The 21,071-nt window shown below is 57.7% G+C and carries 21 protein-coding genes; 7 read left to right on the forward strand and 14 right to left on the reverse strand.

Going from position 1 to position 21,071, the window contains the following annotated elements; translation table 11 throughout:
- Positions 1-19 precede the first annotated feature (19 nt).
- The 6 genes from COL8621_RS10710 (at position 20) to acs (ending at position 7,295) form a co-directional block, all read left to right on the forward strand.
- A complete protein-coding gene (locus COL8621_RS10710) occupies positions 20-1,366 on the forward strand; it encodes a substrate-binding protein (RefSeq protein WP_093967361.1) in 1,347 nt (448 codons plus the stop codon).
- Positions 1,367-1,470: 104 nt separating this feature from the next.
- Positions 1,471-2,502, forward strand: a complete 1,032-nt coding sequence (locus tag COL8621_RS10715) for a branched-chain amino acid ABC transporter permease (RefSeq protein WP_093967362.1) — start codon at positions 1,471-1,473, stop codon at positions 2,500-2,502.
- Between the two features lie 4 nt (positions 2,503-2,506).
- Positions 2,507-3,727, forward strand: a complete 1,221-nt coding sequence (locus COL8621_RS10720) for a branched-chain amino acid ABC transporter permease (RefSeq protein WP_093967363.1) — start codon at positions 2,507-2,509, stop codon at positions 3,725-3,727.
- A gap of 12 nt (positions 3,728-3,739) precedes the next feature.
- Complete coding sequence (locus COL8621_RS10725) at positions 3,740-4,495, forward strand: ABC transporter ATP-binding protein (RefSeq protein ID WP_093967364.1); 756 nt, start codon at positions 3,740-3,742, stop codon at positions 4,493-4,495.
- Between the two features lie 22 nt (positions 4,496-4,517).
- Positions 4,518-5,273 (forward strand): ABC transporter ATP-binding protein, encoded by a 756-nt coding sequence (locus tag COL8621_RS10730; protein ID WP_093967365.1) that lies wholly within the window; start codon positions 4,518-4,520, stop codon positions 5,271-5,273.
- Positions 5,274-5,345: 72 nt separating this feature from the next.
- A complete protein-coding gene (gene acs, locus COL8621_RS10735) occupies positions 5,346-7,295 on the forward strand; it encodes an acetate--CoA ligase (protein ID WP_093967366.1) in 1,950 nt (649 codons plus the stop codon).
- A gap of 79 nt (positions 7,296-7,374) precedes the next feature.
- On the opposite strand, the gene COL8621_RS19150 is transcribed toward acs, so the two are convergent.
- The 11 genes from COL8621_RS19150 to aptA form a co-directional block, all read right to left on the reverse strand.
- Positions 7,375-7,545, reverse strand: coding sequence for a hypothetical protein (locus COL8621_RS19150; protein WP_176438478.1), 171 nt, complete (start codon positions 7,543-7,545; stop codon positions 7,375-7,377).
- Positions 7,546-7,662: 117 nt separating this feature from the next.
- Positions 7,663-8,025, reverse strand: a complete 363-nt coding sequence (locus COL8621_RS10740; RefSeq protein WP_093967367.1) for a DUF1304 domain-containing protein — start codon at positions 8,023-8,025, stop codon at positions 7,663-7,665.
- 189 nt (positions 8,026-8,214) lie between these two features.
- On the reverse strand, positions 8,215-9,201 hold the full coding sequence (locus tag COL8621_RS10745; protein WP_093967368.1) for an ABC transporter substrate-binding protein: 987 nt from the start codon (positions 9,199-9,201) through the stop codon (positions 8,215-8,217).
- Between the two features lie 33 nt (positions 9,202-9,234).
- Entirely contained in the window at positions 9,235-10,080 is an 846-nt protein-coding gene (locus COL8621_RS10750; RefSeq protein ID WP_093967369.1) for an ABC transporter permease, read from the reverse strand.
- Positions 10,077-10,940 (reverse strand): ABC transporter permease, encoded by an 864-nt coding sequence (locus COL8621_RS10755; protein WP_093967370.1) that lies wholly within the window; start codon positions 10,938-10,940, stop codon positions 10,077-10,079. Before COL8621_RS10755 ends, COL8621_RS10750 begins: the two co-directional genes overlap by 4 nt.
- Positions 10,933-11,382, reverse strand: a complete 450-nt coding sequence (locus COL8621_RS10760; RefSeq protein ID WP_093967371.1) for a GNAT family N-acetyltransferase — start codon at positions 11,380-11,382, stop codon at positions 10,933-10,935. The genes COL8621_RS10755 and COL8621_RS10760 overlap by 8 nt, the downstream gene beginning before the upstream one ends.
- Positions 11,375-12,154, reverse strand: a complete 780-nt coding sequence (locus COL8621_RS10765) for an ABC transporter ATP-binding protein (RefSeq protein WP_093967372.1) — start codon at positions 12,152-12,154, stop codon at positions 11,375-11,377. The genes COL8621_RS10760 and COL8621_RS10765 overlap by 8 nt, the downstream gene beginning before the upstream one ends.
- A gap of 59 nt (positions 12,155-12,213) precedes the next feature.
- Entirely contained in the window at positions 12,214-13,668 is a 1,455-nt protein-coding gene (gene hydA, locus COL8621_RS10770; protein WP_093967373.1) for a dihydropyrimidinase, read from the reverse strand.
- Positions 13,669-13,705: 37 nt separating this feature from the next.
- A complete protein-coding gene (locus COL8621_RS10775; RefSeq protein WP_093967374.1) occupies positions 13,706-13,948 on the reverse strand; it encodes a hypothetical protein in 243 nt (80 codons plus the stop codon).
- A 93-nt stretch (positions 13,949-14,041) separates the two neighbouring features.
- Positions 14,042-15,292 carry a Zn-dependent hydrolase gene (locus COL8621_RS10780; protein ID WP_093967375.1) on the reverse strand — a complete coding sequence of 417 codons (1,251 nt, stop codon included), beginning with the start codon at positions 15,290-15,292 and terminating at the stop codon, positions 14,042-14,044.
- A 42-nt stretch (positions 15,293-15,334) separates the two neighbouring features.
- Positions 15,335-16,663, reverse strand: a complete 1,329-nt coding sequence (aptA, locus tag COL8621_RS10785) for an omega-aminotransferase AptA (RefSeq protein ID WP_093967376.1) — start codon at positions 16,661-16,663, stop codon at positions 15,335-15,337.
- Positions 16,664-16,927: 264 nt separating this feature from the next.
- Here aptA and rutR point away from each other — a divergent pair, with 264 nt between their 5' ends.
- A complete protein-coding gene (gene rutR / locus COL8621_RS10790; protein ID WP_093968522.1) occupies positions 16,928-17,542 on the forward strand; it encodes an HTH-type transcriptional regulator RutR in 615 nt (204 codons plus the stop codon).
- Between the two features lies 1 nt (position 17,543).
- On the opposite strand, the gene COL8621_RS10795 is transcribed toward rutR, so the two are convergent.
- The 3 genes from COL8621_RS10795 to COL8621_RS10805 are packed head-to-tail and all read right to left on the reverse strand — an operon-like array spanning position 17,544 to position 20,820.
- Positions 17,544-18,155: a 3'-5' exonuclease gene (locus COL8621_RS10795; protein WP_093967377.1), complete on the reverse strand. Its 612-nt coding sequence runs from the start codon at positions 18,153-18,155 to the stop codon at positions 17,544-17,546.
- Between the two features lie 10 nt (positions 18,156-18,165).
- A complete protein-coding gene (gene preA / locus COL8621_RS10800; protein ID WP_093967378.1) occupies positions 18,166-19,470 on the reverse strand; it encodes an NAD-dependent dihydropyrimidine dehydrogenase subunit PreA in 1,305 nt (434 codons plus the stop codon).
- 15 nt (positions 19,471-19,485) lie between these two features.
- Entirely contained in the window at positions 19,486-20,820 is a 1,335-nt protein-coding gene (locus COL8621_RS10805; protein ID WP_093967379.1) for an NAD(P)-dependent oxidoreductase, read from the reverse strand.
- Positions 20,821-21,071 lie beyond the last annotated feature (251 nt).

A 21,071-nucleotide genomic window follows, 5' to 3' on the forward strand; every position in this document is an offset into this window, starting at 1 on the left:
ACAATATGGGAGGATTTTCATGTCCAAAACGACTCTGACTCGTCGTGGCGTGCTTAGGTCCGGTGCCGTTGCTGGCGCTGGCGTTGCATTGCCGACGATCTTTACTGCGTCTTCCGCAGCGGCTTACACGAACGAGCCGACCGGCAGCACGGTAACCTTGGGTTTCAACGTACCCCAGACCGGCCCCTACGCTGACGAGGGTGCAGACGAACTGCGCGCTTACCAGCTGGCCGTTGAGCACCTGAACGGTGAAGGCGACGGTGGCATGATGAACACCTTCAGCTCCAAAGAGCTGCAGGGCAACGGTATCTTGGGTAAGAAGGTCGAGTTCGTGACCGGCGACACCCAAACGAAATCTGACGCAGCACGTGCATCGGCCAAGTCGATGATCGAAAAAGACGGCGCTGTTATGATCACTGGCGGTTCGTCCTCTGGTGTTGCGATTGCTGTGCAGGGTCTCTGCCAGGAAGCTGGCGTTATCTTCATGGCCGGCCTGACGCACTCCAACGACACAACCGGTAAAGACAAGAAGGCGAACGGTTTCCGTCACTTCTTTAACGCTTACATGTCCGGTGCTGCCTTGGCACCAGTGTTGGCTGCCCGTTACGGCGCTGACCGTAAGGCATACCACCTGACAGCTGACTACACTTGGGGTTGGACTCAGGAAGAATCCATCGCTTCGGCAACCGAAGCCCTGGGTTGGGAAACAGTTGAAAAAGTCCGCACTCCGCTGGCTGCGACTGACTTCTCCTCCTACATCGCTCCGGTTCTGAACTCGGGCGCTGACGTGCTGATCCTGAACCACTACGGTGGTAACATGGTGAACTCGCTGACCAACGCTGTTCAGTTTGGTCTGCGTGAGAAGGAAGTAAACGGCAAGAACTTCGAAATCGTTGTTCCGCTCTACTCCCGTCTGATGGCTAAGGGTGCTGGTGCAAACGTTAAGGGCATCCTTGGTTCCACCAACTGGCACTGGTCGCTGCAAGACGATGCTTCCAAAGCATTCGTTAAATCCTTCGGCACCAAGTATGGCTTCCCGCCATCGCAGGCTGCGCACACCGTTTACTGTCAGACACTGCTTTATGCAGATGCTTGTCAGCGTGCGGGTACGTTCAACCCTTGTGGTGTTGGCCAAGCTCTCGAAGGGTTCGAGTTCGACGGTCTGGGCAACGGCCCAACCCTTTACCGCGCAGACGATCACCAGTGCTTCAAAGACGTTCTGGTTGTGCAGGGTAAAGAGAACCCAACTTCCGAGTTCGACCTTCTTGAAGTTGTCGAAGTTACACCGGCAGCTCAGGTTACGTACGATCCCGATCACCCGATGTTCGCAGGCGGCCAGCTGGGCACCTGTAACCCGGGCGCATAAGCGTATGACACCTCCGGCCGCGCGATGCGTGCGGCCGGATCTTCGCCGAACGGGGCATGATGCCCCTTCGCACTATCACCAACAAATCATAGGGGTGGGGACTGATGGACGCGATCCTTCTGCAAACCCTCAACGGGCTCGACAAAGGGTCAGCATATGCGCTGATCGCTCTGGGCCTCACGCTCATTTTCGGCACGCTGGGGGTTGTGAACTTCGCACACGGCGCGCTTTTCATGATCGGCTCGTTCTGCGCAGTTACGCTTTCGCGGCTGCTGACGTTGTCGTTCGAAACGGTTGATCCAACGAAGACTGACTTCTTGGGCAACCCAGCCAAAGTAAAAACACCGTATGTCGAGGCCTGGTTTGGCCCCGAGGCAGGTGGAACAATCATCGATTGGGCCGTACCACTGGCAATTATCTTTGCCATCCCAGTCATGATCGCGATCGGTTACGCAATGGAGCGCGGCCTGATCAAACACTTCTACAAGCGCCCTCACGCGGATCAGATCCTTGTGACCTTCGGCCTTGCCATCGTTCTGCAGGAAGTCATCAAATACTTCTTCGGTGCGAACCCAATCCCGACCCCCGCCCCAGAGGTGTTCAAAGGGTCGTTTGATTTCGGCATGCTGATCGGCATGGACGCGAACGCAGTCATCTATCCTTACTGGCGGATGGTCTATTTCTTCTTCGCAGCTTTGATCATCGGTGGCGTGTTTGCCTTCCTTCAGTTCACCACCTTCGGGATGGTTGTTCGCGCTGGTATGGCTGACCGTGAAACCGTGGGCCTTCTGGGCATCAACATCGACCGCAAATTCACCATCATGTTCGGCATCGCAGCCGCCGTGGCGGGGCTTGCCGGTGTGATGTACACGCCTATCAATTCGCCCAACTATCACATGGGGATGGACTTCTTGGTGCTGTCCTTCGTTGTGGTTGTGGTTGGCGGCATGGGCTCTTTGCCCGGCGCTGTGCTGGCCGGTTTCATGCTGGGTATCCTTGAAAGCTTTGCGTCCATGAACGCGATCAAAGCAATCATCCCCGGCATCGACCAAATCATCATCTATGTGGTCGCAATCGTCATCCTGTTGACCCGGCCTCGTGGCCTGATGGGTCGCAAAGGCGTGATGGAGGACTAAGAATATGCTCGGTATCGATAAAAAAGACAGAAACCTCCTTGTCGTGGTGGCCGTGCTGGCTCTTGCAGCACCGTTCATCCTGAACCCCTTCCCCGCAGGCTCTGAACTGGCGCAGTTCAACGCTGGTTACCCTGACCTGATGCAGCGTTTTGTGATCTTCGGGATTTTCGCCATCGGCTTTAACATCCTGTTCGGCCTGACCGGCTACCTTTCCTTCGGTCACGCGGCGTTTCTGGGTGTGGGGTCATACTCTGCCGTTTGGATGTTTAAGCTGCTTAGCATGAACGTGCTGCCGGCGATCATCCTGTCGGTCATCGTGGCTGGCCTGTTCTCGCTTCTGATCGGGTTCGTATCGCTGCGTCGTTCGGGCATCTACTTCTCGATCCTGACGCTTGCGTTCGCTCAGATGAGCTTCAACCTGGCCTATTCGGTTCTGACGCCCATCACCAACGGTGAAACCGGCCTGCAGCTGACGCTGAATGACCCACGCGTACTGGGGTCTTCTGCAACGGCGGATGGTTCGATCCCAGTGACCAACCTGTTTGGTCTTGAGATGCGCTCCACCTATGAGATGGAAGTTGGCGCTTGGTTGTTCCAGTTCAACGCTGGTTACTACCTGTGTGCGTTCATCATGCTTGCAGCATTCTATCTGGCCATGCGGATCTTCCGTTCGCCATTCGGCATGATGCTGCGTGCGATTAAGACCAACCAGACACGCCTGAACTACACTGGCCTGAACTCGCGTCCTTACACGCTTGCGGCCTTTGTGATCTCTGGCATGTATGCTGGTCTGGCCGGTGGTTTGATGGCTTCGATGGACCCTCTTGCAGGCGCCGAGCGTATGCAGTGGACCGCATCGGGCGAGGTTGTCTTGATGACCATCCTTGGCGGTGCTGGCACGATGCTTGGCCCTGTTCTTGGTGCGGGCTTCATCAAATACTTCGAAAACATCTTCTCCAAGATCAACGACAGTGTTCTGCACGGCTGGTTCGCATTCCTTCCCGATGGGATGGAAAACGCGCTGGTGACAATCGTCCACCCATTCGTGGGTAAGGGCTGGCACCTGACGCTAGGCCTGTTGTTCATGGCTGTTGTTATCTTCCTGCCCGGTGGCCTGATCGAAGGCGGCCAGCGCATCGCCAAAATGTTCAAGAAGAAGAAGGGCTCTTCGTCCGACGACGACTCTGAACATTCCCCGAAACAAGCGCCCCACGTGGCCGAATAAGGAGAGCTGAGAATGGGTATCCTTGAAGTCAAAGGCGTTAACAAACGCTTCGGTGGTCTGCAGGCGCTGGGTGACGTGAACCTAAGCGTTCAGGAAAACACCGTACACGCCATCATCGGGCCAAACGGTGCGGGCAAATCCACCCTGCTGAACTGTCTGGTGGGTAAGCTGATCCCTGACACGGGCTCTGTCATGTTTGACGGGCAGTCCGTGCTGGGGCGCAAACCGCACGAGATCAACCAGATGGGCATTTCCCGCGTGTTCCAAACACCAGAGATCTTCAGTGATCTTACAGTGATGGAAAACGTGCTGATTCCCTGCTTTGCCAAACGCGATGGCGCGTTCCGGATGCACGCTTATGAAAGCGTCGCATCGGAAAAAGAGGTCATCGAAAGGGCCGAAGCCATGCTTGAGGACGTCAACATGCTAGACAAACGTCATATGCATTCGGCCTCAATGTCGCGGGGGGATAAGCGCCGGTTGGAAATGGCCATGTGCCTTGTGCAAGAGCCTAAGCTGCTTTTGCTGGACGAACCAACCGCCGGGATGGCGCGCGCCGATACCAACAACACCATCGATTTGTTGAAGGAAATCAACGAAAAGCGCGACATCACCATGGCGATCATTGAGCATGACATGCACGTTGTATTCTCGCTCGCTGAACGCATCACCGTGCTCGCTCAGGGCACCCCGCTTGTCGAAGATACCCCTGAGAACATCAAGGGTCATCCTAAAGTACAAGAAGCCTATTTGGGTCAGGCCCATTAAGGTCGGCGGAAAGGAATAACCGATGAACGTCAAACCAGACTTCAACAAAAACGCCAACCAAGCGGCAACCGCCCCGGCCTTCCTGTCGGTCTGGGATCTGCATGCGTATTACGGCGAAAGCTACATCGTTCAGGGCGTCAGCTTTAACGTCCACGAAGGTGAAATTCTGGCCCTTTTGGGCCGGAACGGCGCAGGCAAAACATCGACCCTGCGGGCGATTGCGCGGCTGGATGACCCCATGGTCACCCACGGCGAAATCTGGCTGGATCACCAGCACCTGCACACGATGAAATCCCACGAGGCATCGGTGGCTGGCATGTCGCTGGTCCCCGAAGATCGCCGCATCATCGCGGGCCTGACGGTTGAAGAAAACCTTCAGCTGGCGCAGATCGTTGAACCCGTCGGCTGGTCGCTGGAACGTTTGTACGAACTGTTCCCGCGACTTGGCGAACGCCGCAAACAAGAAGGCGTGACTCTTTCAGGCGGCGAACAGCAGATGCTTGCCATCGCCCGTGCCTTGGCCCGTGACATCAAAGTGCTGTTGCTGGACGAACCATACGAAGGGCTTGCCCCAGTGATCGTGGATGAGATTGAGAAAACGCTCATGCACATTAAGGAACAGGGCATCACCACCGTGATCGTTGAACAGAACGCTGTGCGCGCGCTGGAACTGGCGGATCGCGCGGTCATTCTGGACACCGGTCAGATCGTCTTTGACGGCACTGCCGCTGAGGTGCTGGAAAACGAAAGCCTTCGCGCCGAATACTTGGCCATTTAATCACATCCCCGTCTGGCCGCAGGCTGGGCGGGGAACCTTTTGAAGACGTCCCATAGTTGGGGGAGGACACCAATGAGCGACAAGACCTATCCGCCCAGTGCTGATTTTACCGAAAAAGCACATATCGACGCCGCGAAATACAAAGAGATGTATGCAGCCTCGATCGCCAATCCTGAAGCCTTCTGGGATGAGCAGGGCAAGCGGCTTGACTGGATCAAGCCCTATTCCAAGGTCAAAGATGTCTCGTACGATTTCGGCAAAGTTGCCATCAAATGGTTCGAAGACGGCACGCTGAACGTTTCTGCCAACTGTATCGACCGCCACCTTGCCACCCGTGGCGAACAGACCGCCATCATCTGGGAACCAGACAGCCCCGATGAAGAGGCGATGCACATCACCTATAACCAGCTGCACAAACGCGTGTGCCGCATGGCCAATATCCTTGAAGATATGGGCGTGCGCAAAGGCGACCGGGTTGTGATCTATCTTCCCATGATCCCCGAAGCCGCCTATGCCATGCTGGCCTGTGCCCGTATCGGCGCGATCCATTCGATCGTGTTCGCGGGCTTCTCTCCGGATGCGCTTGGCGCGCGGGTCAACGGCTGTGACGCCAAAGTTGTGATCACCGCAGACGAGGCCCCACGCGGCGGCCGCAAGACCGCGCTGAAATCCAACACCGACGCGGCGCTTCTGCACTGCAAAGACACGGTGAAATGCCTTGTCGTGAAACGCACCGGCGGTCAGACGACTTGGATCGATGGCCGTGACTATGACTATAACGAACTGGCACTGGAAGCGGACGAGGTTAGCGCCCCGGCCGAGGTGAACGCCGAAGATCCGCTGTTCATCCTCTACACCTCGGGCTCCACCGGTCAGCCCAAGGGCGTGGTTCACACCACCGGCGGTTACCTGACATATGCCGCGATGACGCACGAATACGTGTTCGATTACCACGAAGGCGACATCTTCTGGTGTACCGCTGATGTGGGCTGGGTCACCGGGCACAGCTATATCGTCTATGGCCCGCTGGCCAACGGCGCGACCACTGTGATGTTTGAAGGTGTGCCAACCTACCCCGACGCGGGCCGGTTCTGGGCCGTTTGCGAAAAGCACAAGGTCAATCAGTTCTACACCGCCCCCACCGCCATCCGTGCGCTGATGGGTCAGGGTAAAGAATGGGTCGAAAAATACGACCTGTCCGACCTGAAACTGCTGGGCACCGTGGGCGAACCCATCAACCCCGAAGCGTGGAACTGGTACAACGACGTGGTCGGCAAGGGGAACTGCCCCATCGTCGATACATGGTGGCAGACGGAAACCGGCGGTCACCTGCTGACCCCCCTGCCCGGCGCGACACCAACCAAGCCCGGTTCGGCCACCACACCGTTCTTCGGTGTTGAGCCTGTGATCCTTGACCCCCACACCGGGGCCGAAATCACCACGACCGAGGCTGAGGGCGTTCTGTGCCTGAAAGACAGCTGGCCCGGCCAGATGCGCACCGTCTGGGGTGACCATGAGCGGTTCGAGAAGACTTATTTCTCGGACTACAAAGGTTACTATTTCTCAGGCGACGGCTGCCGCCGTGATGCGGATGGCTATTACTGGATCACCGGTCGTGTTGACGATGTGATCAACGTATCGGGCCACCGTATGGGCACTGCCGAAGTCGAAAGCGCGCTGGTTGCCCACGCCAAAGTGGCCGAGGCCGCCGTGGTTGGTTACCCGCACGACATCAAAGGCCAAGGTATCTATGCCTATGTCACTCTGATGAACGACATCGAACCAACGGACGAGCTTCGCAAAGAGCTGGAAAAATGGGTTCGTACCGAAATTGGCCCCATCGCCAAACCGGACCTTATCCAATGGGCTCCTGGCCTGCCGAAAACACGTTCGGGCAAAATCATGCGCCGTATCCTGCGTAAGATTGCCGAAAATGACTATGGCGCACTGGGCGACACATCCACGCTGGCCGATCCTTCGGTCGTGGATGACCTAATCGAAAACCGTATGAACCACGCGTGATTTGATCCCCGAGTGGAAGGCCTGCAACAAGGCCTTCCACCTACTTTATGGGCCGGTGAAGACCGGCCCTTTTTTAATGTCAGCAGCCCGGAGGCGTAACAGCCGCGGCAGAACTGATTTCGCTGACACCCGGTTCACATTCACCGATTTCTTCTTCGATTTGTTCAGCACAGGCCCCAAGCACACCGGCAAACGCCACTACGAAAAACACACGGCTGGCTGATTTCACCACGTCCATTGCACTGGTCATTGTCATTTCTCCTTGTGACAGACGCGGGTTCCACGCCCCGCTGAAACTGAACTTAAGGGTTCAGCAGCGCACAGCATTGATGCGGATCAAACAAGGTGATGGCCTGTGAGGCGCGGCTTAGACCAAGTGAACGAAAATCAGTGCAATAACAGCCGGGACCGTCTGAACATACAGTATTCGGCGCGAAGCCGTCGCTGCGCCATACGCCCCCGCAATGGCAACACAGATCAGAAAATAGGTGGCGATATTCGTCTTCCAGGCAAGGTCGGCAACCAACAGCGACCAAACCAAACCGCCCGCCAAAAACCCATTATACAGCCCTTGGTTCCCTGCCATGACCTTCGTCTTCGGGAAGAGTTCGCGTTCAAAATCAGCAAAGACTTTGGGGCCGCGGCTTTCCCATGCGAACATCTCTAACCAAAGAATATAGGCATGAAGCACCGCAATTATGCCGATAAGAATCTGAGCAATGATGTTCATGAAAGCTCCTATTCCCTGATGGATTTTTCGATCAGTTCCGCACAAAGGTACTTTGTTCGGCTGAATTCACGAAGGGAAAACTGAGCCAGCGGGTTTCTGAGGGCAATGCTCCACCCAGCTTTCATCGAATGCCCATCAAACGAAAAGGGCGCGCCGTGGCACGCCCCTTACCGTTCATTTCGCGGCGTCTTACTTCAGCGCTGCATCGGTAATCGCGTGGGTCCAAGCGCCTTCTGGCGCTTTGGTGATCACCGGGTCAGAGCCGCCCGACATAAGCGACGCGACCGTGCGCTCGTAATCCGCAGGGTCAAGCGCGCCGTTGGAACCGGCGGTCAGCTTGGCGATCTCTCCCATCATGCGCTTTTGGTGCTTTTCGGTCTGCGCGCCGGTTTCATCGTATTCCAGCACGATTTCCGCAGCTTCGTCAGAATTCTCTTCGGCGTATTTCCAGCCCTTCATCGAGGCGCGAACGAAGCGCACCATCTGATCGGCGAACGCCGCATCCGACAGTTTGTTTTCCAGCACATAAAGACCGTCTTCCAGCGTCGCCACGCCCTGATCTTCGTATTTGAAGGTCACCAGATCGTCTGGCGCCAGTCCGGCGTCGATCACCTGCCAGTATTCGTTATACGTCATCGTGGATACGCAATCGGCCTGCTTTTGCAGCAGTGGGTCAACGTTGAAGCCCTGCTTCAGAACGGTCACGCCCCCCTCAGAGCCGTCTGTCGGGATGCCAAGCTGGCTCATCCAGCTAAGAAACGGGTATTCGTTGCCAAAGAACCAAACGCCCAGCGTCTTACCGGGGAAGTCTGCTGGCGACGTGATGCCGGTTTCAGCGCGACAGGTCAGCATCATGCCGGATGATTTGAACGGCTGCGCGATGTTGACCAGCGGCAGGCCCTTTTCACGTGCGGCCAGTGCCGATGGCATCCAGTCAATCACGACGTCCGCGCCGCCCCCTGCAACCACCTGCGATGGCGCAATATCGGGCCCGCCGGGTTTGATGGTGACGTTCAGGTCTTCTTCTTCATAAAAACCTTTTTCCAAAGCCACGTAATACCCGGCGAACTGCGCCTGCGTGACCCACTTAAGCTGAAGCGTTACATCGTCAGCGGCCTGTGCCGCCCCCGTGCCCATCGCTAATGCGGCAACTGCGGAACCAAGAACTTTTTTCATCTTTTTACCTCCATGAATGTGTTGGTATTGTCGTCAACTTCTTTGTGAAGGGTGCCAGAACGTGACCCCCTTTTCGATCGCAGCAACAAGGCCGTAGAACGCCGAACCGGCGACGGCCGCCACCGCGATTTCAGCCCAGACCATATCAAGGCCAAGCCGCCCCACCTCTGTGGAAATCCGAAAGCCCATCCCTTTGATGGGAGAGCCGAAAAATTCAGCCACAATCGCGCCGATCAGCGCCAGCGTTGTCGAAATTTTCAGCCCGTTGAAAACAAACGGCATCGCCGCAGGCAGGCGCAGCTTTAGCAAGGTCTGCCAATAGCTTGCCGAGTAAGTCTTCATCAAATCGCGCTGCATCGTATCCGAGGCCGCAAGCCCCTGAACCGTGTTCACCAGCATCGGGAAAAACACCATCACCACCACAACAGCCGCTTTGGAGTGCCAGTCAAACCCGAACCACATCACAAGGATCGGCGCGGTGCCGATAATGGGCAGCGCTGCGATGAAATTGCCGACGGGCAAAAGGCCACGCTGCAGGAACGGCGACCGGTCGATCAGCACTGCAACGGCAAACGCCGCGCCGCAGCCCATCAGATAGCCGGTCAGCGCGCCCTTGATGAAGGTCTGCACGAAATCCATCCAAAGCGTTGGCACGGATTGGGTGATCTGCGCCCAGATTGCCGATGGCGGCGGCAGGATGACAGACGGAACGCCAAGCCCGCGCACCACGCCTTCCCACACCACAAGGATCGTAACACCGAACAGGACCGGAACGAAAAGCCGCGCCCAAAGCGCCGTGCTGTGGCCACTGTTTGCGATACGGACGTTGGCGAAGAATGCCAGCGCCCAGAACACCAATGCGAAAATCAGCCACGTCATCGCGTCATCCCCATCCGCTTCAGCGTTATACGCTGGATCAGCCCGACAATGCCGACAAGCAACGCCGCCAGGACGGCCGCAGCGATCAGCGCGCTCCAGATCTGGATCGTCTGACCATAATAGCTGCCCGAAAGCATCCGCGCGCCCAGCCCACGAATTGCGCCTGTTGGCAGCTCTCCGACGATGGCGCCGACCAACGACGCCGCGATCCCGACCTTAAGCGAGGTGAACAGATATGGCATCGAAGACGGAAGGCGCAGTTTCCAGAAAGATTGCCCCTTATTCGCGCCATAGGTTTTCAACAAATCCAGCTGCATCGCATCCGGGCTGCGCAGCCCTTTGACCATGCCAACCACGACCGGAAAGAACGAAAGATAGGCGCTGATGATCGCCTTTGGGATCAGCCCCTGCACCCCGACCGAGTTCAGAACCACGATAATCATTGGCGCAATCGCCAGAATGGGGATGGTCTGGCTGGCGATGGCCCAAGGCATCACGCTCATATCCATCGCGCGGTTGTGCACGATCCCCACGGCAAGCAGGATTCCAGCACCCGTCCCAATCGCAAAGCCCAGCAATGTGGCCGAAAGTGTGATCCAGCCGTGATAAATCAGGCTGCGTTTACTGGTGATCTTTTTCTCAACTGTGGTCTTCCACAGTTCAGCGGCGACCTGATGTGGCACGGGCAGCTTTGGGCGCTCTTGTGACAGGGTATCGACCACGATATCCGACAACTGAAGTTCCACCCCGGCACGCTCTGCCTGATCGCGGGTCCATTGCTGGTTCATGACAATCGCCGCGCCATACCAGATCGCGATGATCCCAGCGACGACCGTGAGAACGGGAACGATACTACGCATCTGCCGCCGCCTCCCGCCGCCATTCCATCCGCAGTTCCGGCAACCCGTCATCGCCTTCTTCGTCACGCTCGACGATTTGAAACCCTTCGCGGGTATAGAACCGGTGCGCCTCCACGTTCGGCTCATGCGTCCAAAGTTGCAGATAGTCGCGCCCCGCCTTCACGTGATCCAACATGGTCCGGCCCAACCCCTTACCGGGCTGATCGGTGTAAAAGCCCACGATCCGCGCGCTCTGAGGGTCAAGTGACAGATAACCTGCAATCGGGTCGCCGATAACATCGATCTCGCGCGTGGCCAGCGCGTCGCGGAACATGGCCACTATCTCATCCAGACTGAACCGCTTTGGCATCCAGTCCGTACGCTCGACCCAGCCATGCACAATCGCGGCGCAGGCGGGGATGTCATCGGGGCCAGCCCGGCGGATTGCGGGCGCGTCAGTCATAGGCATGCCCCGCCCGCAGCCCTTCGCGCACGCGGTGGGCGATTTCCAGAAACTCTGGCGTGTCGCGGATATCCAGCGGGCGTTCCTTTGGCAGCGTGCTTTCGATCACGTCGGTGATCCGGCCGGGACGCGGGCTCATCACCACGATCTTGGTGCTAAGATACACCGCTTCGGGGATGGAGTGGGTAACGAAACCAATCGTCTTTTCCGTGCGCGCCCAAAGCTCCAGAAGTTGCTCGTTCAGATGATCGCGCACGATTTCATCCAGCGCGCCAAAGGGTTCGTCCATCAGCAAAATATCGGCATCAAACGCCAACGCCCGCGCGATAGAGGCCCGCTGCTGCATGCCGCCCGAAAGCTGCCATGGGAACTTCTTGCCGAACCCCGCCAGATCGACCAGCTCCAGCACGCGGCCAACACGTTCTTCTTGTTCGGCCTTGGAAAAACCCATGATCTCTAGCGGCAGCTTGATGTTGCCAGAGATCGTGCGCCACGGGTACAGCCCCGCCGCCTGGAACACATAGCCATAGGCGCGGGCCTGACGGGCCTCATCAGGGCTGACACCATTCACGGTGATCGACCCGCCTGTTGGCTTTTCCAACGCGGCAATGGCCCGCAGAAAGGTGGTCTTCCCACAGCCCGACGGGCCGATGAAGCTGACGAAATCGCCCTTGTTGATCGTCAGGTTCACATCGCTCAGCGCCTGTACCGGGCCGTCATTGGTTTCGAATGTCAGGTCAAGCCTTTCGGCTTTGATTACCGGGTCCGTCACGTTCTTCCCTTATTATTGGCGCCACCGAAGCCGGAGGCGCATTTTCCAAAACCCACCGCTTAAACGCCCGAGGCCGGAATGCCCGACCGCTGTATAGGGCGCGGCGCGGTCAGCTCTTTCCATGTGGAAAGCGCGGCGTTCACCGGCGCGTTGGGTTCGCGTTTCACGAACTTGCCGTGGCCTTCTTCACAGCGGATCTCTCCATCATGAACGGCGACCTTGCCGCGGGTCAGGGTAAAGCGCGGCAGGCCCTTCACGGCCTTGCCCTCGAACACGTTATAGTCGATCGCCGATTGCTGACTGCTGGCGCTGATCGTCTTTTCCTTCGCCGGGTCCCAGACCACCAGATCGGCGTCCGCACCCACCAGAACCGCGCCCTTCTGCGGATAGACGTTCAGAATTTTCGCGATGTTGGTCGAGGTGACGGCGACGAATTCATTCATCGTCAGCCGACCGGTGTTTACGCCATAGGTCCACAGCATCGGCATCCGGTCTTCCAGCCCGCCGGTCCCGTTCGGGATCTTGGTGAAATCCCCCACGCCATAGCGTTTTTGATCGGTGCTAAAAGCACAATGATCGGTCGCCACGACCGACAGGCTGCCTGACTGCAGGCCGGCCCACAGGCTGTCCTGATGTTGCTTATTGCGGAACGGCGGGCTCATCACGCGGCGGGCGGCATGGTCCCAGTCGGCGTTGAAATATTCGCTTTCGTCCAATGTCAGGTGCTGGATCAGCGGTTCGCCATAGACGCGCTTGCCCTGCATCCGCGCGCGCCGGATCGCCTCGTGCGACTCTTCGCAAGAGGTGTGGACGACATAAAGCGGCACGCCCGCCATATCGGCAATCATGATGGCCCGGTTCGTCGCCTCGCCCTCTACCTGCGGCGGGCGGGAATAGGCGTGCGCCTCGGGGCCGGTGTTGCCTTCGGCCAGCAGCTTGGCGGAAAGCTCTGCCACCACATCCCCGTTTTCGGCGTGAACCAATGGCAGCGCGCCAAGGGCCGCACAACGCTGGAAGCTAGAGTACAACTCATCATCGTTCACCATCAGCGCGCCCTTGTAGGCCATGAAGTGCTTGAAGGTGTTGATGCCGCGATCTTTCACGACGGTTTCCATTTCATTGAAAACCTGCTCGTCCCACCATGTGATGGCCATGTGGAAGGAATAGTCGCAATTGGCGCGGGTGGATTTGTTATCCCACATCTGCAGCGCATCCAGCAGGCCCTGACCGGGGCTGGGCAACGCGAAATCAACCACCATCGTGGTGCCACCAGCCAGCGCCGCGCGCGTCCCGCTTTCGAAATCGTCCGAGCTGTAGGTGCCCATAAACGGCATCTCTAGATGGGTATGCGGATCAATCCCGCCGGGCATGATGTAACAGCCCGAGGCATCAAGCGCCTCATCCCCCTTCAGGTCGGGGCCAATCTCTATGATCTTGCCGCCGTCGATCAGCACATCGGCCTTATAGGTCAGATCGGCGGTGACGACGGTTCCGTTTTTGATGACTGTGGTCATGAAATCGAACTCCCTGTTCTTAAATATCCGCGGTGCGTCAAACCTCGTCGCACACAAGCTCGCCGTTGGTATCTTTGACTTGGCTAAGATAACCGCTCAGCTCATCTTCAATAACGATGAAATAGCAGCCGTCTTCGCGGCGGCGCACGGTCATAAGATCGGTGCCCGACGGCAGTGCGGCCCGCGCTTTTTCGGAAATATACGGCTGCTGAGCCACAGGTTCGGGCGCGCCGCACCCTGCCAGAGCCGCCGCCAACATCACCAGAACCGTCTTCTTCATACCATCCCCATCGCTTTTGCGCGCAAACCTGAAAGGCCCCTACGCGATCTTTCTTTGTTGTTTCCCCCAATTACTCTGGGGGCGGCCTTCGCCTCACACTACGATTTCTGCCGTTTCCACGACCGCATGAAACAGAACATCGGCCCCCGCGGCTGCCCATTCGGGGCTGATATCTTCGGCCTCGTTATGGCTTAGCCCATCAACGCAGGGGCACATGATCATCGCCGTGGGTGCCACGCGGTTGATCCAACACGCATCGTGCCCCGCGCCCGATATGATATCCATGTGGCTGTATCCCAGCCGTTCGGCCGCGCGGCGCACGGCGCTGACGCAGCCGTCATCGAAGGTGACCGGGTCAAAGTGCCCGACCGCTTCGATGGCGATGCCAAGGCCCAGTTCTTCGGCAATCTTCGGCGCTTCGGCTTCCAGCCGCGCTTTCATGGCGTCCAGCTTGTCCTGATCCGGGGAACGGAAATCGATGGTAAACACCGCCTTGCCGGGGATCACGTTGCGCGAGTTCGGATAGACATTCGCCTGCCCGATCGCCCCCACCGCGCCGGGCTGATTGTCCATGGCGATGGTGTGAACCAGTTCAGTGATCCTCGCCATTCCAAGCCCTGCGTTCACACGCATGTTCATGGGCGTCGAACCGGTGTGCGCGTCTTTGCCTGTCAGCGTGACTTCCAGCCACCACAGGCCCTGCCCGTGCGTGACGACACCGATGTCGCGCCCCTCGGCCTCTAGGATCGGGCCCTGTTCGATGTGCAGTTCAAAGAACGCGTGCATCTTGCGCGCGCCGACCTCTTCTTCGCCCTTCCAGCCGATCCGCGCCAGTTCGTCCCCGAACCGTTTGCCATCGGCGTCGACGCGGTCATAGGCCCAGTCTTGTTCGTGCATCCCCGCAAAAACGCCCGAGGCAAGCATCGCGGGCGCGAACCGTGTGCCCTCTTCGTTCGTCCAGTTGGTGACGACGATGGGGTGCTTTGTTTTGATGTCCAGATCGTTCAGCGTGCGGATCAACTCCAACCCGCCAAGCACACCCAGAACGCCGTCGTACTTGCCGCCCGTGGGCTGGGTATCCAAATGGCTGCCGACATAAACCGGCAGGGCGTCAGGGTCGGTGCCTTCGCGACGGGCAAACATATTGCCCATCTGATCCAACCCCATAGAACAGCCCGCCGCCGTGCACCATTCCTGAAACAGGGTACGGCCCTTGGCGTCGTCATCGGTCACGGTTTGGCGGTTGTTGCCGCCCGCCACACCGGGGCCGATTTTGGCCATTTCCATAAGGCTGTCCCACAGTCGAGCGCCGTTGATCTTTAGATTTTCGCCGGGGGCAGCCATATGGAATTCTCCGTTTCTTCTTAATCGGTTGCGTGCCGAAACTTAGTCGAGGGCCTCTAGAACCTCGCGCAGCGTTCCGACCAGCTGATCGATATGCTCTTTTTCGATAATCAGCGGCGGAGACATCGCAATGATATCGCCCGTCGTGCGGATCAAAATGCCCTTTTCATAGGCCTTAAGGAACGCCGTGAACGCGCGCTTGGTCGGCTCTCCCGCGATGGGTTCAAGCTCGATCGCGCCGATCAGCCCCATGTTACGAATGTCGACCACGTGTCGCGCATCTTTCAGCGAATGCAGCGCTTCCTCCCAATAGGGGGCCATCGCTGCGGCGCGTTCAAACAGGCCCTCTTCGCGATAGGTTTCCAACGTCGCCAGCCCCGCGGCGGACGAAATCGGGTTGCCCGAATAGGTATAGCCATGGAACAGTTCGATCAGGTGCTCTGGGCCTTGCATGAAGGCATCGTGGATTTCGCCGGTCGCCAGAACCGCGCCCATCGGGATTACCCCGTTGGTCAAACCCTTGGCAGTGGTCATCAGATCAGGCAGCACGTTGAAATGATCCGCAGCAAAGGCCGAACCAAGCCGCCCGAACCCGGTGATCACTTCGTCAAAGATCAGGATGATACCGTGTTTTGTGCACAGTTCGCGCAGGCGTTCCAAATATCCTTTGGGCGGCAATAGCACGCCGGTGGACCCTGCCATCGGCTCCACAATCACTGCGGCGATGGTTTCGGCGCCGTGCAGGGCAACGATCCGCTCCAACTCATCCGCCAAATGCGCGCCGTGTTCGGGCTGACCTTTGGTGAAGGTGTTTTCGCCCGGCAGGTGAGTGTGCGGCAGGTGATCAACACCCGTCAGCAACGAACCGAACACCTTGCGGTTTGTGACGATCCCGCCAACGGAAATGCCGCCGAAGTTGACGCCGTGGTATCCACGTTCACGCCCAATAAGGCGGGTGCGGCTGCCTTCGCCGCGCGCACGGTGATAGGCGATGGCGATCTTCAGCGCGGTTTCAACGCTTTCGGACCCGGAATTGGTGAAGAACACATGGTCCATCCCCTTGGGCGCCATGTCGCGCAGGGCGCTGGCCAGCTCAAACGCTTTGGGGTGGCCCATCTGGAAGGCCGGGGCATAGTCCAACTCGCCGGCTTGTTGGCGGATCGCTTCGACGATGCGCGGCTGGTTGTGGCCCGCGTTACAGCACCACAGCCCGGCGGTGCCATCCAGCACATCACGCCCATCGGCAGTTTTATAAAACATGCCATCCGCGCTTACCAACATACGCGGGTCTTTTTTGAATTGGCGGTTCGCAGTGAACGGCATCCAGAATGCGGACAGGTCATTGGGGACGTTTTTGCGGTCAAGCGCCATGGCGGCACCCTTTCTTATTCTTCCGCCCTGCTCTGCGTCCGGGGCGGTATGTGTCGGTTTTACCAATTGGTCAGAAACACGCTAGCAGAGCTTTAGGGTCAGTCAAGAAATACCATTTCTGCTTTCAGAGTACGAGGTACCAGACATTTTTATCAAAGGGACACTTCGATGCACTTTGTTTCTTTTTTAGGCAGCCCACGAAACCAAGCCTTTAGACAATCAGAACTGGACAGGATGGGGGTGGTCCACTTAAACACCGACGCCATGAATGAACTAAAGCCGCGCACCCGAATCCAGCAAAAAAACATCAATGCCATTCTAGAGGCAGCACTTGATGTTTTCTCTCAATATGGGTTCCGCGGATCCACCTTGGACCAAATCGCGCAAGCCGCCGGTTTATCCAAGCCGAACCTACTTTATTATTTCCCCTCGAAAGAGGCGATCCACACGACTGTGCTGTCCGGCTTGCTCGACAACTGGTTGGACCCACTGCGTGAGATGGACGAAGCAGGCGAACCCATCGCAGAGATCATGGCCTACGTCCGCCGCAAGCTGGAAATGAGCCGCGATTTCCCCCGTGAAAGCCGACTGTTCGCCAACGAAATCCTTCAGGGCGCGCCACGCATGATGGAAGCCCTAGAGGGTGAGCTGAAAGAGCTGGTCGACGAAAAAGCCGAAGTTATTCGCCACTGGGTCGCCGATGGACGCGTGGCGCCGGTTGACCCATACCACCTGATCTTTTCGATCTGGGCACTGACACAGCATTACGCCGACTTCGATGTGCAGGTGCACGCGGTTTTGGGCAAAACCGACGACAGCCATTTCGCCGATGCCGAAGTTTATCTGGAAACGCTGTTCACCAAACTTCTGACGCCTTGAACTAGGTCTTGAACGCTTGGGCCTTCAGCGCCCCGTCGTTCAACAGATGCCGCAAAACATGCGTGACTGACAACGCATCGCTTAACGCGTCATGGTCTTTCGCCTGGGGCAGATCGATGCCGTAATATGCGGCCAAACTGGTGCTTCTGGTTTTCTTTAGGTCGTCATAGGGCATTCCCGCCGCAAGCAACAAATTGCAGGCGTTTTCGAACCTGTTGGCCGGGATCACCGGCGATATTCCTTCAATGTAGCAACTGATCGCCATCATGTTCAGTTCGTCCTTGCCCCAAGACCAGAACTGCGCGCCTGAAGAAAACCGTTCAGTTTCTTCCAATGCATCCGCAAGGGACACTCCGTGTTCGTCGATCTGTTCGTCCGTGATGCCCGTCAATTTGGTAAAGAACGGATCAAGCCCCATTGGCTGACCTTGCCGGTCCATCGGTTTGACGAAAATCCGCAGCGTTTCAAGAATGGGGAAGCCATCGCCAAGACCCAGTTTCACCAACCCAATTTGCGCGATGACAGGGTCAGGATCGAAGGGGCCGCACCAAAACCTTTGCTGGGCCCCTTCGCTTACCAAAAACTCGCAGTCAAAAATGATCGCGGTTTCCATTGCCCCTACCCTATTCCGCCGCGCGGGCAGATGGGTTGTTGGGGTGGGTTGTCCAATTGCCGTATTCATCTGGCACCGTTTGCCCGGTGCGTTCATCCATCTGACCGCCGGGAACCCGAACCATGGTGATGCAGTCTTCGACCGGGCAGACGTTGACGCAAAGGTTACAGGCGACGCATTCGTCATCCTTCACCTCGAACACACGCCCTTCGTTCATCGCAATGGCCTGATGCGAGGTATCTTCGCACGCCGCATAGCACCGCCCGCATTGGATACAGGCGTCTTGGTCGATCTTGGCCTTGGTGACGTAGTTCAGGTTCAGATACTGCCAGTCGGTGACATTCGGCACCGCCCGCCCCGCGAAATCCGAGATGGAGGAGTAGCCTTTTTCGTCCATCCATTCCGACAGGCCCGACGCCATTTCTTGAACCACGCGGAAACCATAGGTCATCGCCGCCGTACAAACCTGCACATTGCCAGCGCCTAGGGTCAAAAACTCTGCCGCGTCGCGCCATGTTGTGATGCCGCCAATACCGCTGATCGGCAGGCCATAGGTTTCGGGGTTGCGCGCAATCTCGGCCACCATGTTCAGCGCGATGGGTTTCACCGCTGGGCCGCAATACCCCCCGTGGGTGCCTTTACCGTCGATCATCGGTTCAGGCGACATCGCATCCAGATCGACCGAGGTGATGGAGTTGATCGTGTTGATCAGGCTCACCGCATCCGCCCCACCGCGTTTGGCGGCTTCGGCCGGGTACAGGATGTTGGTGATGTTCGGCGTCAGCTTTACGATGACCGGCATGCGGGTGTTTTGCTTGCACCATCGCGTGACCATTTCGATGTATTCGGGCACTTGGCCCACCGCACTGCCCATCCCGCGTTCAGCCATGCCATGTGGGCAGCCAAAGTTCAGTTCGATCCCATCCGCGCCGGTATCTTCGACATGAGGAAGGATAGCTTTCCAAGCGGCTTCTTCGCATGGAACCATAAGCGAAACGACAAGCGCACGATCCGGATAGTCACGCTTGACCGCTTTGATTTCGCGTAGGTTCACCTCTAACGGGCGGTCGGTGATCAGTTCGATATTGTTCAGGCCCAACAGGCGCCGATCCGCGCCCCAGATAGCGCCGTAACGGGGGCCGTTGACGTTCACCACGGGCGGGCCTTCTTCGCCCAAGGTTTTCCAAACCACGCCGCCCCAACCCGCCTCGAACGCGCGCCGGACGTTGTATTCTTTGTCAGTTGGCGGCGCCGAGGCCAGCCAGAATGGGTTCGGGGATTTGATCCCTACGAATTCAGCGGAAAGATCTGCCATTGCTCTTTCTCCTTCTCAGCGCATCAGGCTGGCGTGAATATCTTCGGCGGCGTCGCGCCCTTCGGCCACGGCGGTCACGGTCAGGTCATTGCCGCCAATCGCGCAATCCCCACCGGCCCAGACCCCGTCCAAATTCGTGCGGCCCTGTCCGTTCACAGCGATTTTTCGACCCGAAAGCTGTAACCCTTCGGGGGTGCCTTCCAAGCTTTGACCGATCGCTTTGAACACCTGATCAGCCCGCAGGCGGAAGGTTTCGTTGGTTAGGGTCAGGCCTTCGGCGGTTTCCTTGGTATAGGCGAATTCGATTGCCTGAACCGCGCCATTCCCCACGATACGTAAGGGCGCAGCCCCCGTAATGATCCGCACGCCCTTGGACGCTGCGTGATCCTGCTCATGCTCGCTTGCGCTCATGTGGTCGCGGTCACGGCGATAGACCATCGTAACATGTTCAGCGCCCAAAAGCTTTGACTGCACGGCGGCGTCCACCGCCGTCATCCCGCCCCCGATGACCACAACATCGCGCCCAACGGCCACTTTCCCAAGATCGCCAGACTGGCGCAGCGCGGCGATAAAATCGACGGCATCGTGAACGTGGCTTTTGTCTTCGCCTTCGGTCCTAAGCGCGTTAACCCCAGTCAGGCCAATGCCCAAGAACACCGCATCGTATTGATCGCGCAGCGCCTCTAACGTCAGTTCACGGCCCAGAGCCTTACCGGTTTCGATGGTGATGCCGCCAATCTGCGTCAGCCACTCCACCTCTTTTTGTGCGAAATCGTCAACGGTCTTATAGGCCGCAATGCCGTATTCATTCAGCCCACCGGGCTTTTGCCGTGCGTCATACAGCACAACGTCATTGCCCTTCATCGCCAGCCGGTGCGCACAGGCCAGACCCGCAGGCCCCGCCCCCACAACGGCAATCTGTTTGCCCGTGGACGGCGCGCGCGTGAAGGGATGCGCGCCCTTGGACATCACCGTATCCGTCGCGAACCGCTGCAAGCGACCGATTTCAACCGGTTTGCCTTCGGCGACCTCGCGCACGCAGACTTCTTCGCACAGCTGTTCTGTTGGGCATACACGGGCGCACATACCGCCCAGAATATTCTGTTCAAAAATCGTTTTCGCCGCCGCCTCGGGCTTACCGGTTTGGATTTCCCGGATGAACATCGGAATGTCGATTGACGTTGGGCAGGCCGTTACACAGGGCGCATCATAGCAGAAATAGCACCGGTCAGCCGCAACCGCAGCTTCGTGCGCATCAAACGGAGGCTCCTTGTCGGAAAAGTTGTCATGATAGGCTTCCGCCTTAAGACGACCGGATACGACACCGGGGGTCAGATGACTGTTTGCCACATGAATGCTCCCTTATTTTGGCTTTTTGGCTTTTTGGCTGTGAAAAGCGTGCCATGGGTTCTAAATTTTATCAAACGGTAAATTTTCAAACCGTTCAAACGGCGCGATATTGATAAACTTACACTCAGTTCTGACTAAATATGCCTTAAAAATTAGCGAACGTCCTATCCAGACGTGTTGTTTGCGAACAGAAATCATCAACAGGCGCTTTCAACTGTTTCAACGCTGGCGTATAAGCGGCCCAAGAAACA

The organism is Actibacterium lipolyticum, assembly GCF_900184935.1.
GTDB classification, from domain to species: Bacteria; Pseudomonadota; Alphaproteobacteria; order Rhodobacterales; family Rhodobacteraceae; genus Actibacterium_A; species Actibacterium_A lipolyticum.

Excerpts from the sequence above, each read along its gene's own strand:
- COL8621_RS10710 (WP_093967361.1), top strand. The coding sequence starts at position 20 with ATGTCCAAAACGACTCTGACTCGTCGTGGCGTGCTTAGGTCCGGTGCC.
- COL8621_RS10715 (WP_093967362.1), top strand. The coding sequence starts at position 1,471 with ATGGACGCGATCCTTCTGCAAACCCTCAACGGGCTCGACAAAGGGTCA.
- COL8621_RS10720 (WP_093967363.1), top strand. The coding sequence starts at position 2,507 with ATGCTCGGTATCGATAAAAAAGACAGAAACCTCCTTGTCGTGGTGGCC.
- COL8621_RS10725 (WP_093967364.1), top strand. The coding sequence starts at position 3,740 with ATGGGTATCCTTGAAGTCAAAGGCGTTAACAAACGCTTCGGTGGTCTG.
- COL8621_RS10730 (WP_093967365.1), top strand. The coding sequence starts at position 4,518 with ATGAACGTCAAACCAGACTTCAACAAAAACGCCAACCAAGCGGCAACC.
- acs (WP_093967366.1), top strand. The coding sequence starts at position 5,346 with ATGAGCGACAAGACCTATCCGCCCAGTGCTGATTTTACCGAAAAAGCA.
- COL8621_RS19150 (WP_176438478.1), bottom strand. The coding sequence starts at position 7,545 with ATGACCAGTGCAATGGACGTGGTGAAATCAGCCAGCCGTGTGTTTTTC.
- COL8621_RS10740 (WP_093967367.1), bottom strand. The coding sequence starts at position 8,025 with ATGAACATCATTGCTCAGATTCTTATCGGCATAATTGCGGTGCTTCAT.
- COL8621_RS10745 (WP_093967368.1), bottom strand. The coding sequence starts at position 9,201 with ATGAAAAAAGTTCTTGGTTCCGCAGTTGCCGCATTAGCGATGGGCACG.
- COL8621_RS10750 (WP_093967369.1), bottom strand. The coding sequence starts at position 10,080 with ATGACGTGGCTGATTTTCGCATTGGTGTTCTGGGCGCTGGCATTCTTC.
- COL8621_RS10755 (WP_093967370.1), bottom strand. The coding sequence starts at position 10,940 with ATGCGTAGTATCGTTCCCGTTCTCACGGTCGTCGCTGGGATCATCGCG.
- COL8621_RS10760 (WP_093967371.1), bottom strand. The coding sequence starts at position 11,382 with ATGACTGACGCGCCCGCAATCCGCCGGGCTGGCCCCGATGACATCCCC.
- hydA (WP_093967373.1), bottom strand. The coding sequence starts at position 13,668 with ATGACCACAGTCATCAAAAACGGAACCGTCGTCACCGCCGATCTGACC.
- COL8621_RS10775 (WP_093967374.1), bottom strand. The coding sequence starts at position 13,948 with ATGAAGAAGACGGTTCTGGTGATGTTGGCGGCGGCTCTGGCAGGGTGC.
- COL8621_RS10780 (WP_093967375.1), bottom strand. The coding sequence starts at position 15,292 with ATGGCTGCCCCCGGCGAAAATCTAAAGATCAACGGCGCTCGACTGTGG.
- aptA (WP_093967376.1), bottom strand. The coding sequence starts at position 16,663 with ATGGCGCTTGACCGCAAAAACGTCCCCAATGACCTGTCCGCATTCTGG.
- rutR (WP_093968522.1), top strand. The coding sequence starts at position 16,928 with ATGAATGAACTAAAGCCGCGCACCCGAATCCAGCAAAAAAACATCAAT.
- COL8621_RS10795 (WP_093967377.1), bottom strand. The coding sequence starts at position 18,155 with ATGGAAACCGCGATCATTTTTGACTGCGAGTTTTTGGTAAGCGAAGGG.
- preA (WP_093967378.1), bottom strand. The coding sequence starts at position 19,470 with ATGGCAGATCTTTCCGCTGAATTCGTAGGGATCAAATCCCCGAACCCA.